This window comes from Rhizobium sp. Leaf371 (assembly GCF_001424045.1).
Taxonomy (GTDB): Bacteria; Pseudomonadota; Alphaproteobacteria; order Rhizobiales; family Rhizobiaceae; genus Ferranicluibacter.
Genome location: NZ_LMQB01000001.1, coordinates 229,338 through 241,647 on the forward strand (window position 1 = coordinate 229,338; position 12,310 = coordinate 241,647).

The window sequence follows — 12,310 nt, forward strand, 5'->3', positions numbered from 1 at the left end:
CGCAAGCGATGTCTGAGCTCGTACGGGAGAAGGCGCCGGCCGCCCCTCAGCGCGCCTTCGGGCGCGGACGGCTGGTCGCGAAATCGGCCGGCGGGCGCACGCGGCTGGCGGAATTCTACCAGGAGGGCTGTGCCAAGCTGCGCCTTCCCACCATGTTCGACGGCAGCATGGAGGCCGTGCTGATCAACAGTTCCGGCGGGCTGACCGGTGGCGACGTGATGGACTGGCGGTTTGCCGCGGGCGCGGGGACCGAGCTGACGCTGACGACGCAGGCCTGCGAGAAGATCTACAAGGCGAGCGCCGGCACGACCTCGGTGACGACGACCATCCGGGCGGAGCAGGGGTCCCGCGTCCACTGGCTGCCGCAGGAGACGATCCTGTTTGATCGGGCTTCGATGACGCGGTCGCTCGATGTCGATCTTGCCGCGAATGCCGAGTTCCTGGCCGTCGAGGCCGTGCTGCTGGGACGCGCCGCCATGGGTGAGCGCATGCGCAGCGGGCTCTTTCGCGACCGGTGGCGCATCGTGAAGGGCGGCACGCTGCTGCATGCCGAAAACATGCGGCTGTCCGGCGATATCGACGCGCTGACGCGACGGGCTTTTTCGCTCAGCGGTCACGTGGCTTTCGCCACGCTGCTGTTTACCTCGGCCGATTGCGAGCGGTCTCTGAAACCCCTGCGCGAGCGGCTGGACGACGGTGCCGCCAACGGGTCGGGCGGCGTCAGCCATGTCGTGGTCGGCGGGCAGGGGAAGCTCGTCGCGCGGATCGTTGCGACGGACGGATTCGCCTTGCGAAAAATCCTCGTGCCGATGATTTCGCACTTGCGCAGGAGCGCGTCTGTGCCGAAAGTCTGGAGCCTGTAGAGAATGTCTAAGATGATGATGGGTCGCACCGCATGAACCTCACTCCCCGGGAAAAAGACAAGCTGCTGATCTCGATGGCCGCCATGGTGGCGCGTCGCCGGCTGGAGCGCGGCGTCAAGCTGAACCATCCGGAAGCCATCGCGCTGATCACGGATTTCGTGGTCGAGGGCGCGCGCGACGGGCGTTCCGTGCCAGACCTCATGGAGGCTGGCGCCCATGTCATCACGCGCGAGCAGGTGATGGAGGGCATCCCGGAAATGATCCACGACATCCAGATCGAGGCGACCTTTCCGGACGGCACGAAGCTCGTCACCGTTCACGAACCCATTCGCTGAGGTTTCCATGCTGGCGCTTCGACCCAATTGCGAATGCTGCGACACGGACCTGCCGGCCGATAGCCGCGCGGCGATGATCTGCAGCTTCGAGTGCACCTTCTGCGCCAGCTGCGCGACGGATGTGCTGCACGGACGCTGCCCGAACTGCACCGGCGAACTCGTCCGCCGCCCCGTTCGCCCTGCCGAAAAGCTGGTCAAGAACCCGGCGTCCACCGACCGCATTCTGAAAGCGCAAGGCTGTGCCGCGGCGGCGTGATGCCGCGGCGCTCGCATCTTCCGCTCGCCACGATCGCCGTGCAACATGCCTATCGAGACCTTGAGGAGAAACAAGATGATCCCCGGTGAAATCCTTGCGGCAGAGGGCGAAATCGAGCTGAATGTGGGGCTGGAGACCGTGACGATCGAGGTGTCGAACACCGGCGACCGGCCGGTGCAGGTCGGCAGCCATTATCATTTCGCCGAAACCAATGCGGGGCTCACCTTCGATCGTGCGGCGGCCCATGGAAGGCGGCTCGATATCCCGGCCGGCACGGCCGTCCGCTTCGAGCCGGGGCAGATGCGCGAGGTGACGCTCATCCCCTTTGCCGGCAAGCGGGAAGTCTACGGTTTCCGCCAGAAGGTCATGGGAGCGCTCTGACATGGCAAGGATACGGTTCATTTCGGGCGCTGCCCTGGTCTCCTGGATGTTTCTTGCCGCGGCGTCAGCCTCTGCGGCCGGTCCGGACGAGCCCGACTGCAACAATGCGACGACGCAGACCGATCTGACGCTGTGCGCGCAGATAGAGTTCGACACGGCGGACGAGGCGTTGAACGCAAGCTATCGCAAGACGATGGCGCGCGCGCAGACCACGGACAAGGATCTCGCCGATCTCGGCGACAACATGGTCGGCGCCGTCGAGGCGTTGAAATCGGCGCAGCGGGCCTGGATCGGCTATCGTGACGGGCAGTGCGAGCTTGCCGGTTTCGAGGCGCGGGGCGGGACCATGGAGCCGATGCTTGTGGCCGGCTGCCTTGCCGAGCTGACCATCAAGCGGACGGCAGAATTGGACGCGGCGCTGGTCGATCCTTGATCGACGCATCCGCGGGACCTCAAGGGTCTCAACGTGACGCGGGCTGCGGGTTCCGATCGATGGTTTCCGATGCGGCACCCGACAAAAAGGCGGGCAGGAACAGGGGCATGAGAAGGCTGTGAAGACCGGTGCGCGCATCGTGATCGTTGGCAATGGGCCGGTGCCGGACAGCGCCGCCGCCGAGATCGCGTGTGCCGATTGCGTCGTCCGCTTCAACGATTGCCGCTCCTCCCGGGCCGGCGAGCGGACCGACATCGTCGCGGTCTGCAACACAGGTCGTCCGGCCAGGATGATGCTGGGGCGTGCGGTGTCCGCTGATGCGCCCACCGGCCTCCAATCGTCGGCCTGGGCCAATCATCCCGCAGTGGTGGAGGCGACAGGCCTCTGGTGCGTTCGCAATCCTGTTCTCTTTGCCGCCCTTCGGGCACCGCTTGCCATCACGCATCCCGAACTGGACGACTTCTGCGACGATGAGACGGAGGCGTTCGAAGCCTTCGCGCGGGCGTCCGGCAAGACCTTCCGGGTGCTCGACGGGCAAACCCAGAGGTTTGTCGAACAGATTCTCAGCGGGTTTTCGCCTGCACCCTACATCGTGCCGAGCAGCGGCATCGTCGTGGTCGCCGATGTGCTGGGCGCTCATCCCGCCGCGGATATCGCGCTTGCCGGCTTCACCCATGTCGGCTGGGAGGGGCATCCCTTTGCCGCGGAGGCGCAACTTGTCGAGCGCTGGGTCGCCGAGGGCCGGCTTCGCCGGCTCGATGCAGCGCCGGCAGTGTCTCTCGCGGTCGGGAGCTAGGAGAGCGCCATGGGCGAAACGGTCAGGATCACGGCGGGCACGATCAAGGTTCCGGAATCGGTGCTGACGACGCTCGGGCTGAAGGATGGCGACGCGGTCGAGATCGTCGCGAACGAAGCCGGGGGGTTCGAGATCCGCAAGCCGGGAAAGAGCTTCGAGGATCTGCGCGGGATCGTGAAGTTCGACCGGCCTGTGACCACCGACGAGATCATCGGATGGGTTCGCGAGATGCGCGGTGGCGGAGACGATGATGAACGGGATTGATACGAACGTTCTTCTCCGCTGGCTTTTCGGGGACATGCTCGGCGAGGATGTCGAGGCCGAGATGGCTGCGATCCGCAATCTCGTTCGATCGTCCGAAGGACCTCTGCATGTCAATCACGTCGTGATTGCCGAGACGATCTGGGTGTTGGCGCGGCGGACGAAGCGGAGCCGCGCGGCGATCGTCACGATCATCGACCGGATCCTCGATGCGCCTGAAATCCGCGTTCAGGACGAGGATGCCGTTCGGGCCGCCGCACGCGCCTTTGCGCACTCCACCGGTGATTTTTCCGACCACCTGATCGGCGAGATCAACAGCCGCAATGGCCGCCGCACCACCTATACGTTCGATCGCGCTGCGGCCCGGTCGCCCCTTTTCTCCGAGCTATCGAGGTAGTCCCATGTCCTACAAGATGTCCCGAGCCGCCTATGCCAACATGTTCGGCCCGACCACGGGCGACCGGGTTCGGCTGGCGGATACGGAGCTGTTCATCGAGGTGGAGAAGGATTTCACCACCTATGGCGACGAGGTCAAGTTCGGCGGCGGCAAGGTCATTCGCGACGGCATGGGGCAGAGCCAGGTGACGCGGGCGGAGGGCGCGGTGGATACCGTCATCACCAATGCGCTGATCGTCGATCACTGGGGGATCGTCAAGGCCGATATCGGGCTGAAGGACGGGCTGATCGTCGCCATTGGCAAGGCCGGCAATCCGGATACGCAGCCGAATGTCGATATCATCGTCGGGCCGGGCACGGAGGCGATCGCCGCCGAAGGCAAGATCATCACAGCCGGCGGCATGGACAGCCACATCCATTTCATCTGCCCGCAGCAGATCGAGGAGGCGCTGATGTCGGGCCTCACCACCATGCTCGGCGGCGGCACGGGTCCGGCACACGGCACGCTGGCAACGACCTGCACGCCCGGCCCCTGGCATCTGGCGCGGATGATCGAGGCGGCCGATGCCTTTCCGATGAACCTCGCTTTTGCCGGCAAGGGCAATGCCTCGTTGCCGGGTGCGCTCGTCGAAATGGTGCTCGGCGGGGCCACGTCGCTGAAGCTGCACGAGGACTGGGGCACGACGCCGGCCGCCATCGACTGCTGCCTGTCGGTCGCCGACGAATACGACGTGCAGGTGATGATCCACACGGATACGCTGAACGAAAGCGGCTTCGTGGAAGACTCCATCGCCGCGCTGAAGGGCCGCACCATCCACGCCTTCCACACCGAAGGGGCAGGCGGCGGGCATGCGCCGGATATCATCAAGATCTGCGGCCAGCCGAACGTCATCCCGTCCTCCACCAATCCGACGCGGCCCTACACGATCAATACGCTGGCCGAGCATCTGGATATGCTGATGGTCTGCCATCACCTGTCGCCGTCGATCCCCGAGGATATCGCCTTCGCCGAAAGCCGGATCCGCAAGGAAACGATCGCCGCCGAGGATATCCTGCACGATATCGGCGCCTTCTCGATCATCTCCTCCGACAGCCAGGCCATGGGCCGCGTCGGCGAGGTGGCGATCCGTACCTGGCAGACGGCCGACAAGATGAAGCGCCAGCGCGGGCGTCTGCCGAGCGAGACCGGCGACAACGACAATATGCGGGTGAAGCGCTATATAGCGAAATACACGATCAACCCCGCCATCGCGCACGGCCTGTCCCACGCGATCGGATCGGTGGAGGTCGGCAAGCGGGCGGATCTCGTGATGTGGAACCCGGCCTTCTTCGGGGTGAAGCCGGACATGGTGCTGCTCGGCGGCATGATCGCGGCCGCGCCGATGGGCGACCCGAACGCCTCCATCCCGACGCCGCAGCCGGTGCATTACCGGCCGATGTTCGGCTCCTACGGCAAGGCGCGCACCAACTCGTCGGTCACCTTCGTGTCGCAGGCGTCGCTCGATGCCGGGCTTGCGGCCAGGCTTGGCGTGGCGAAGACGCTGATGGCGGTGAAGAACACGCGCGGCGGCATCGGCAAGGCCTCGATGATCCACAACAGCCTGACGCCCGTGATCGAGGTGGACCCGGAAACCTACGAGGTGCGCGCGGACGGCGAACTGCTGACCTGCGAACCCGCGACGGTGCTGCCGATGGCGCAGCGCTATTTCCTGTTCTAGATGCGCATGACCGCGATCACCACGTCGGGCGGCAGGTTCGGCGGGCGACGGCCATGATGTGGACGACATGAGACGGTTGCGCACGGGTCTGCGACGACTGCTGATCGGTCTGCCGGTGCTGGTGCTCCTTCTGGCAATAGCCGCGGGGCTCGGGACCATTATGCCGCAGCCGTTCTTGGCGCCGTCGCCGGCGGGCGGAGAAGGGACGAGACGGATTCTCGTGCTCTCCAACCCGATCCACACCGATATCGCCATTCCCGTGGATGCGGAAAGCCTGGCGCGGTTTCCGTTTCTCGCGGCGAGCGGCGTGCCGGTCGATGATCCCGCCGCGCGATGGATGGTTTTCGGCCGGGGCGGTCGCACCTTCTATCTGGAGACGCCGACCTGGGCGGATCTGAAGCCGCTGCCCTTGCTGCGCGGCCTGACGCTCGATCGCGCCGTGCTGCATGTGGATGTCCTCGGCGCGCTTGCCGAACCCTCGCCCACCGTGCAAGGCTTCGACATCGGGCCGGCGGCCTATGCGCGGCTGCTCGAGGAGATCGCGGCGGGCTTTGCAACGCGGGACGGTCAGGTCGTGCCGGTGCCGGATGTGCGCTACGGGCAGACCGACCGGTTCTTCGAGGCGACCGGCTGGTTTACCGCGCTTGCCGGCTGCAACACCTGGACGGCGCGCGTGTTGCGGGCGGCGGGGCTTCGCACCGGGTTCTGGAACCCGTTGCCGGTGTCGCTCGCTTTTTCTCTCAAGCATTTCAACTGATCGAGGACATCATGCCCTATCGCTCGACATCCATCGCTTCCCCGGCACCGGCCGATATCACGCCGATTGCCCTGTTGCGGCTGCCGCACGACCAGCGGCATCTCCGGCGCAAGCTTCTGCATCTGCCGGATGACGACGTCGTCATGCTGGATCTGAAGCAGGCCGTGATGCTGGCCGATGGCGATGCACTGGTGCTGGAAGGCGGCGGCTATATCCTGATCGCAGCCGTGGAGGAGCCGCTTTACGAGATCGTGCCGCGCGACCGTCTTCACCTGATCGAACTCGCCTGGCATCTGGGCAACCGGCATCTGCAAGCCGAAATCCGCGAGGACCGCATCGTCATCCTGCGCGATCCCGTCATCCGCTCCATGCTGATCGGCCTCGGTGCAACGGTCAACGAGGTGACGGCGCAGTTCCAGCCGATGCGGGGCGCCTATCACAGCGGCCATGATCATGCCGGGCATGACCATCACGACCACGACCACGACCACGGCCATGATCATGGGGGAAAAAGGCATCGCCATTCCCATGACTGATATCCTTGCGAGCGCGCGCGTGGAGAAGATGGAAAAACCGCCGGCGTCGGGAGGCACACAGGCGCTGCTTCGGCTGATGAGCTGGCTGTCGCCGGCGTTTCCCATCGGCGCTTTCTCCTATTCGAGCGGGCTGGAGCAGGCGGTGGCGGACGGCGGCGTTGCGGATGCGGCCTCGCTCCAGGATTGGCTCTCGGGCGCTCTCGCGCAGGGAGCCGGCTGGAACGATGCGGTGCTGCTGGCGGAAAGCTATCGTGCGGCCGGCGAGGTCGAGAGGCTTCACGCCGTCGCCGCCCTGGCGGAGGCCATGGCCGGGAGCCAGGAGCGGCAGATGGAAACCATGCTGCAGGGAGAGGCCTTTCTCGCCGCGGCGTCGGCCTGGCCGACCGGGCAGGAGGATCGGCTGCCGGAGCGGGTGGCCTATCCGGTTGCCGTCGGCGCGGTGGCCGGTCTCCATGGCGCGGGGCTCGAACCCGCGATTGCGGCCTATCTGCATGCGAGCGTGTCCAACCAGATCTCGGTGGCGATCCGCTGCGGCGTTCTCGGCCAGCGGGCCGGGGTGGCGGTGCTGGCGGCGCTGGAAACGGAAATCGCCATGACCGCCGCGCGCGCGGCGGCAAGTTCGCTCGACGATCTCGGCTCCGCCGGCATCCTCGCCGATATCGCAGGTGTGCGGCACGAGACGCTGGCCTCTCGCCTGTTCCGCTCATAAGGATCGGAGCCCATTGTCGGATCGATTTTCGGTGACGCCCCGGTGCAGGGGCTTCATCTCGTCATGACCCAGCTTCGTCCGGCGTCGAAGCGAACAGCTTGAGCCGGACTGGCGCACTTGAAAGGACACTCTCATGGCTTCTTCCAACGGACCCCTGCGCGTCGGCATCGGCGGGCCGGTCGGCTCGGGCAAGACGGCGCTGACGGACAAGCTCTGCAAGGCCATGCGCGACAGGTGGTCGGTCGCCGTGGTCACCAACGACATCTATACGCAGGAAGATGCCGAGGCGCTGGTGCGCATGCAGGCGCTGCCCTCCGACAGGATCGTCGGCGTCGAGACAGGCGGTTGCCCGCACACGGCCATCCGCGAGGATGCGACGATCAACCTGCAGGCCATCGCCGATCTCAATCGCCGCATTCCCGATCTCGACGTCGTCTTCATCGAGTCCGGCGGCGACAATCTCGCGGCGACCTTTTCGCCCGATCTCGCGGATATCACGCTCTATGTCATCTCCGTCTGCCAGGGTGAGGAAATTCCCCGCAAGGGTGGGCCCGGCATTACGCGGTCCGATCTTCTCGTCATCAACAAGACGGATCTCGCGCCTTATGTCGGCGCCGATCTCGACGTCATGCAGCGCGACGCCGATCGCATGCGCCAGTCCCGCCCGTTCGTGTTTTCGGACATGAAGCGGGGCGAGGGCGTGGAGCGGATCGTGGAGTTTCTGCGGGTCGAAGGCGGGCTGTAATGCGTTCCGGAACCTCGTTGCGAAACCTGCATCGGGCGTTTTAGGAAGGCCTTGCAAAAGGGCGTGGCCTGTGGATTGTTGATCGGCCAACAAGGGAGTTGCAACATGTCCTGGGAACACTGGTTCGCCTTCGTCGCCGCATCGGCCATCCTTCTGGCCATACCCGGGCCGACGATCCTTCTCGTCATTTCCTATGCGCTCAGCCATGGTCGCAAGGTGGCTGCGGCGACGGTCGCAGGCGTCGCGCTGGGCGATTTCACGGCGATGACCGCGTCGATGCTCGGCCTCGGCGCGCTGCTGGCGACCTCGTCCGCCATCTTCACCGCGCTGAAATGGATCGGTGCCGCCTATCTCATCTATCTCGGCATCAAGCTCTGGCGAGCGCCGGTCTCCGGCGGCGCGTCGGAGGCGGGAGACGCTGCGCCGGCGAGGGACCGGCCGATCCGCATCTTCCTGCACACCTATGTGGTGACGGCGCTCAACCCGAAGAGCATCATCTTCTTCATCGCCTTCCTGCCGCAGTTCATCGATGCATCGCGGCCGATCGCGTTCCAGATGGTCGTGTTCGAAGCCACCTTCCTCGTGCTCGCCACGGCGAATGCGGCGGCCTACGGCCTGATGGCCTCGATGGCGCGCAATTCGATCGGCAAACCGCGCGTCCAGCGCATCGTCAACCGGACGGGCGGCTCGCTGATGATCGGGGCCGGCCTGCTCGCGGCCGGATGGAAGAAGGCCGCGGCGTAACGCCCCTTCAGGACCGGCGGCGCGCCGGTCCTGCGCGTGTCCCTGCGTCTACTCCGCAGCCAGGGCCGGATGCGTCACCACCGTGCCGCCGACGGCGCGCAGCGTGCCGGGGGCGGTGCGGCTTTCCAGTCGGGCGAGGCGCTCCTGCAGCGTTTCGATCGTCTCGGCCTGAGCGGCGAGCTTTTCCGTGAGTTCTGTGTTTTCGAGCGGGACGGTCTCGATTTCCTTGCGGCCGACCAGACGGCCGAAGGACCAGCCGAGCAGGCGGGACAGATCGTCCATGATCAGGAAGAACGAGGGTACGACGACCAGCGACAGCACGGTGGAGACGATGATCCCGCCGATGACGGCGATGGCCATGGGCGCGCGGAACGAGCCGCCTTCGCCGACCCCGAGCGCCGAGGGCAGCATGCCGGCCGACATCGCGATGGAGGTCATGATGATCGGCCGGGCGCGTTTGCGACCCGCTTCCACCATGGCATCCACACGCTCCATGCCCTGCCGCTTCATCTCGATGGCGAAATCGACCAGCAGGATGGCGTTCTTGGTGACGATGCCCATCAGCATGAGAATGCCGATGAGAACGGGCATGGAGAGCGCGTTGTTGGTGACGATGAGGCCGAGCGCCACGCCGCCGATGGCGAGCGGCAACGAGAAGAGGATGGTGAAGGGCTGGATCACATCCTTGAAGAGGAGGATGAGCACCACGAGGACCAACAGAAGACCGAGCAGCATGGCATGGACGAAGCCGGACTGCATTTCCGCCTGGACCTCGGCATCGCCGCTTTCCAGGAAGCGGACGCCCTCCGGCAGGCTGACTTCGCTCGCGGCTTTCTTGAAGCGGTCGGAGGCGGTGTCCAGCGCAACGCCCACCGGCAGATCGGCACCCATGGTGACGACACGGAAGCGGTCGTAGCGCTTGATCGAGCTCGGACCTTCCGAATAGGCGATGTCGGCCACGCTCGAAATGGGCACGAGCGCGCCCGATGCCGTCTGGATCTTGAGGTTGCGGATGGCGGCGAGGTCGGTGCGCATATCGGTGTCGATCTGCACGCGGATGGGGATCTGCCGGTCGTCGAGCGAGATCTTCGTCAGAGCCGCGTCGATGTCGCCGATGGTCGCGACGCGGAGGACATCGGAGAGCTGGGACGTGGTGATGCCGAGGCGCGACATGCGTTCGGTCAGCGGGCGCAGCTGCAGCTCCGGGCGCGGCAGCGCGCCGTCCGGGCTGACATTGGCAAGCGCCGGCTCGTCCCGGAGCTTGGCCTGCAGCAGGCCGACGGCCTCGTTCAGGGCCGCTTCGTCGTTGGAGAGGAGGTTGAACGCAAGGTCACGCTCGCCACGGTCGTTCAGCTTCAGCACGCGCACATCCGGGATCGAATGGATGGCGGCAAAGATCTGGGCCTCGATCCGCGACTGCGGAATGATGCGGCCGGCCGGCGGCAGCTTCGGCATGTATTGCCCGACGAGGGGAAGGCTGCCGAGCAGATTGTTGACCAGCTTGTTGACGAGCGAATGATCGAGCTTTTCCAGCATGACCGTAATGGTCGCGCGGCGCAGCTCCAGATCGCCCTTGGGCGAGGCTCCGCCCAGCACGAAGATGCCTTCGACGCCGGGGAAATCCTTGATCCGGTCATAGATTTCCGCGCTCGTGCGGTCGGTGTCTTCCAGCATGGCATCCGGCGGAAGTTCGACGGACAGCACGATGCGCGAAGCATCTTCCGGCGGCAGGAAGCTGCCGGGAACGGTGAGCAGCAGCTGCACCGAGCCGACGAGGAAGGCGATGGCGACGGCGAGCGTCAGGTAACGCATGTACCAGCGGCGCGTCGTGGCCGAGACCAGCCAGCTATAGCCCCGCATCATGATGCCGTCGCGCGCCTCGCCGTGCCCGTCGCCATCGCCGGAGCGCATGAGATAGGCCGCCATGACCGGCGTGATCAAGCGCGCCACCATCAGCGAGAAGAACACGGAGACGGCGACCGTCAGGCCGAACTGGATGAAGTACTGTCCGGGAATGCCCGGCATGAACGACACCGGCACGAAGACGGCGATGATGGTGAAGGTGGTGGCGATGACCGCAAGGCCGATCTCGTCCGCCGCCTCGATCGACGCCCGATAGGGCGATTTCCCCATCTTGATATGCCGGGCGATGTTCTCGATCTCGACGATCGCATCGTCCACGAGAATGCCGGTCGCCAGCGTCAGGGCGAGGAACGAGACGAGGTTTAGCGAGAAGCCGAGCAGGTCCATGATCCAGAAGGTGGGGATGGCCGACAGCGGCAGCGCGAGGGCCGAGATTAGCGTCGCGCGCCAGTTTCGCAGGAACAGCAGCACGACGGCAACGGCCAGCAGCGCGCCTTCGATCAGCGTGTCCAAGGCGGCTTCGTAATTGCCGTAGGTGAAGTAGACGCTGTCGTTGATGAGCTGGATCGAGACGCCGGGATTGGCGGCGCGTACGGCATCCAGGGACTTCGCCACGGTCTCTGCAACGCTGACCTCGCTCGCACCCTTGGAGCGGAAGACGGCGAAGGTGACGACGGGCGTGCCGTCGAAGCGCGAAAAGCTCTTCGGCTCCTCATAGGTATCGGTGACGGTGCCGAGTTCCGACAGGCGGACGAACAGGCCGTTCGGCATGGCGATCATCGTATCGGCGAGTGCCGTGACGGAGCGGGCGTCGCCGAGCGTGCGGATCGCCTGTTCGCTGCCGCCGATCTGTCCGCGGCCGGAGCCGAGGTCGGTGTTCATCTTGCGCAGTTGCGCGTTCACGTCGGTCGCGGTGATGCCGTAGGAATTGAGGCGGCTGTCGCTGAGTTCCACCCGCACCTCGCGGTCGGCGCCGCCGTAGCGGTCGATCCGGCCGATGCCGGTCTGGCCCTGCAGCGCGCGCTTCACCGTGTCGTCCACGAACCAGCTGATCTCTTCCAGCGTCATGTCCGGTGCGGAGACGGCGAAGGTCTGGATCGCCTGTCCCTCGACATCGATCTTCGCGACGATCGGCTCCTCGATGCCGGCCGGCAGGTCGCCGCGGATGCGGTCGATCGCGTCCTTGGTGTCCTGCACCGCCTGGTTCGTCGGGATCTCGATCTCGAACTCGACGCCGGTCGTGGAAATGCCGTCGGTGATGGTCGAGGTGACGTGCTTGACCCCGGCGATGCCGGCCACGGCATCCTCGATCTCCTTGGTGACCTGCGTTTCCAGCTCGGCCGGCGCGGCCCCGCTCTGCGCGACGGAGATGGAGACGATGGGCACGTCGATATTGGGGAAGCGGGTGATCGGCAGCGCGTTGAACGACTGATAGCCGAGGAACATCAGCAGCACGAAGGTGAGGATCGGTGCGATCGGATTGCGAATGGCCCAGGCCGAGAAGTTCATGGCGGGTC

At 65.6% G+C, this 12,310-nt stretch carries 15 protein-coding genes; 14 read left to right on the forward strand and 1 reads right to left on the reverse strand.

Annotation, left to right across the window (positions count from 1 at the left end; all coding sequences use genetic code 11):
- The first annotated feature begins 8 nt into the window (after window positions 1-8).
- From ASG39_RS00940 to ASG39_RS01005, 14 genes are all read left to right on the forward strand, one after another.
- On the forward strand, window positions 9-863 hold the full coding sequence (locus ASG39_RS00940; protein WP_062593278.1) for an urease accessory protein UreD: 855 nt from the start codon (window positions 9-11) through the stop codon (window positions 861-863).
- 32 nt (window positions 864-895) lie between these two features.
- Window positions 896-1,198 (forward strand): urease subunit gamma, encoded by a 303-nt coding sequence (locus tag ASG39_RS00945; RefSeq protein WP_062591957.1) that lies wholly within the window; start codon window positions 896-898, stop codon window positions 1,196-1,198.
- Between the two features lie 7 nt (window positions 1,199-1,205).
- Window positions 1,206-1,454: a DUF1272 domain-containing protein gene (locus tag ASG39_RS00950; RefSeq protein WP_062591959.1), complete on the forward strand. Its 249-nt coding sequence runs from the start codon at window positions 1,206-1,208 to the stop codon at window positions 1,452-1,454.
- 75 nt (window positions 1,455-1,529) lie between these two features.
- On the forward strand, window positions 1,530-1,835 hold the full coding sequence (locus ASG39_RS00955; protein ID WP_062591962.1) for an urease subunit beta: 306 nt from the start codon (window positions 1,530-1,532) through the stop codon (window positions 1,833-1,835).
- Between the two features lie 46 nt (window positions 1,836-1,881).
- A complete protein-coding gene (locus ASG39_RS00960; protein ID WP_062591964.1) occupies window positions 1,882-2,268 on the forward strand; it encodes a lysozyme inhibitor LprI family protein in 387 nt (128 codons plus the stop codon).
- A gap of 139 nt (window positions 2,269-2,407) precedes the next feature.
- Window positions 2,408-3,064, forward strand: coding sequence for a hypothetical protein (locus ASG39_RS00965; protein WP_062593280.1), 657 nt, complete (start codon window positions 2,408-2,410; stop codon window positions 3,062-3,064).
- Between the two features lie 9 nt (window positions 3,065-3,073).
- Window positions 3,074-3,328 carry a hypothetical protein gene (locus ASG39_RS00970; protein ID WP_062591966.1) on the forward strand — a complete coding sequence of 85 codons (255 nt, stop codon included), beginning with the start codon at window positions 3,074-3,076 and terminating at the stop codon, window positions 3,326-3,328.
- Window positions 3,315-3,722: a PIN domain-containing protein gene (locus ASG39_RS00975; protein WP_062591968.1), complete on the forward strand. Its 408-nt coding sequence runs from the start codon at window positions 3,315-3,317 to the stop codon at window positions 3,720-3,722. The genes ASG39_RS00970 and ASG39_RS00975 overlap by 14 nt, the downstream gene beginning before the upstream one ends.
- A gap of 4 nt (window positions 3,723-3,726) precedes the next feature.
- Window positions 3,727-5,439 (forward strand): urease subunit alpha, encoded by a 1,713-nt coding sequence (gene ureC / locus ASG39_RS00980; protein WP_062591970.1) that lies wholly within the window; start codon window positions 3,727-3,729, stop codon window positions 5,437-5,439.
- A 76-nt stretch (window positions 5,440-5,515) separates the two neighbouring features.
- On the forward strand, window positions 5,516-6,196 hold the full coding sequence (locus ASG39_RS00985; protein WP_062591972.1) for a TIGR02117 family protein: 681 nt from the start codon (window positions 5,516-5,518) through the stop codon (window positions 6,194-6,196).
- A gap of 11 nt (window positions 6,197-6,207) precedes the next feature.
- Entirely contained in the window at window positions 6,208-6,732 is a 525-nt protein-coding gene (gene ureE / locus ASG39_RS00990) for an urease accessory protein UreE (protein WP_062591974.1), read from the forward strand.
- A 28-nt stretch (window positions 6,733-6,760) separates the two neighbouring features.
- Entirely contained in the window at window positions 6,761-7,441 is a 681-nt protein-coding gene (locus ASG39_RS00995; RefSeq protein ID WP_062593282.1) for an urease accessory protein UreF, read from the forward strand.
- A gap of 133 nt (window positions 7,442-7,574) precedes the next feature.
- Window positions 7,575-8,186 (forward strand): urease accessory protein UreG, encoded by a 612-nt coding sequence (gene ureG, locus ASG39_RS01000; protein WP_062591975.1) that lies wholly within the window; start codon window positions 7,575-7,577, stop codon window positions 8,184-8,186.
- A gap of 105 nt (window positions 8,187-8,291) precedes the next feature.
- The gene (locus ASG39_RS01005; RefSeq protein ID WP_062591977.1) at window positions 8,292-8,930 is read left to right on the forward strand and encodes a LysE family translocator; all 639 of its coding nucleotides are present in this window, start codon (window positions 8,292-8,294) and stop codon (window positions 8,928-8,930) included.
- A 48-nt stretch (window positions 8,931-8,978) separates the two neighbouring features.
- Here ASG39_RS01005 and ASG39_RS01010 read toward each other — a convergent pair whose 3' ends face one another.
- Window positions 8,979-12,302: an efflux RND transporter permease subunit gene (locus tag ASG39_RS01010; RefSeq protein WP_062591979.1), complete on the reverse strand. Its 3,324-nt coding sequence runs from the start codon at window positions 12,300-12,302 to the stop codon at window positions 8,979-8,981.
- Between the last annotated feature and the right edge of the window lie 8 nt (window positions 12,303-12,310).

Bases quoted from the DNA above. Each gene is read 5' to 3' on its own strand.
- ASG39_RS00950 (WP_062591959.1), top strand. From the start codon at position 1,206: ATGCTGGCGCTTCGACCCAATTGCGAATGCTGCGACACGGACCTGCCG.
- ureC (WP_062591970.1), top strand. From the start codon at position 3,727: ATGTCCTACAAGATGTCCCGAGCCGCCTATGCCAACATGTTCGGCCCG.
- ASG39_RS00940 (WP_062593278.1), top strand. From the start codon at position 9: ATGTCTGAGCTCGTACGGGAGAAGGCGCCGGCCGCCCCTCAGCGCGCC.
- ASG39_RS00945 (WP_062591957.1), top strand. From the start codon at position 896: ATGAACCTCACTCCCCGGGAAAAAGACAAGCTGCTGATCTCGATGGCC.
- ASG39_RS00960 (WP_062591964.1), top strand. From the start codon at position 1,882: ATGTTTCTTGCCGCGGCGTCAGCCTCTGCGGCCGGTCCGGACGAGCCC.
- ASG39_RS00995 (WP_062593282.1), top strand. From the start codon at position 6,761: ATGGAAAAACCGCCGGCGTCGGGAGGCACACAGGCGCTGCTTCGGCTG.
- ASG39_RS00975 (WP_062591968.1), top strand. From the start codon at position 3,315: ATGAACGGGATTGATACGAACGTTCTTCTCCGCTGGCTTTTCGGGGAC.
- ASG39_RS01010 (WP_062591979.1), bottom strand. From the start codon at position 12,302: ATGAACTTCTCGGCCTGGGCCATTCGCAATCCGATCGCACCGATCCTC.
- ASG39_RS01005 (WP_062591977.1), top strand. From the start codon at position 8,292: ATGTCCTGGGAACACTGGTTCGCCTTCGTCGCCGCATCGGCCATCCTT.
- ureE (WP_062591974.1), top strand. From the start codon at position 6,208: ATGCCCTATCGCTCGACATCCATCGCTTCCCCGGCACCGGCCGATATC.
- ureG (WP_062591975.1), top strand. From the start codon at position 7,575: ATGGCTTCTTCCAACGGACCCCTGCGCGTCGGCATCGGCGGGCCGGTC.
- ASG39_RS00955 (WP_062591962.1), top strand. From the start codon at position 1,530: ATGATCCCCGGTGAAATCCTTGCGGCAGAGGGCGAAATCGAGCTGAAT.
- ASG39_RS00970 (WP_062591966.1), top strand. From the start codon at position 3,074: ATGGGCGAAACGGTCAGGATCACGGCGGGCACGATCAAGGTTCCGGAA.